This window comes from Enterococcus sp. ARL09-542 (assembly GCF_005234805.1).
GTDB classification, from domain to species: domain Bacteria; phylum Bacillota; class Bacilli; order Lactobacillales; family Enterococcaceae; genus Enterococcus_D; species Enterococcus_D gallinarum.
In genome coordinates this window covers 1-249 of record NZ_QPQX01000075.1, presented here as the reverse complement: position 1 = coordinate 249, position 249 = coordinate 1, and the positions used below count along the sequence as shown (strand labels likewise).

1 protein-coding gene is annotated in these 249 nt (G+C 45.4%); it reads left to right on the top strand.

Annotation, left to right across the window (positions count from 1 at the left end; all coding sequences use genetic code 11):
• Window positions 1-249, top strand: a 249-nt coding sequence (locus tag DVW06_RS16970; protein WP_174784198.1) for a GTP-binding protein, incomplete at both ends; no start/stop codon positions are given.

The window sequence follows — 249 nt, the reverse complement described above, 5'->3', positions numbered from 1 at the left end:
AATGCGTAAAAAAGGAAAAGTTTACGAATCAACAGAGAAATACAGTGGCAGGCGAGCGATGCGTGCCATCGAACGGTCCGATGTGGTTCTAATGGTCTTGAATGCGGAAGAAGGAATACGTGAACAGGACCAACGAATCGCTGGCTATGCTCATGAAGCTGGCCGTGGGATCATCCTAGTTGTCAATAAATGGGATCTTCTAAAAAAAGAAAGCAATACCATGCGAGACTTTGAAGCGGAGATTCGTGA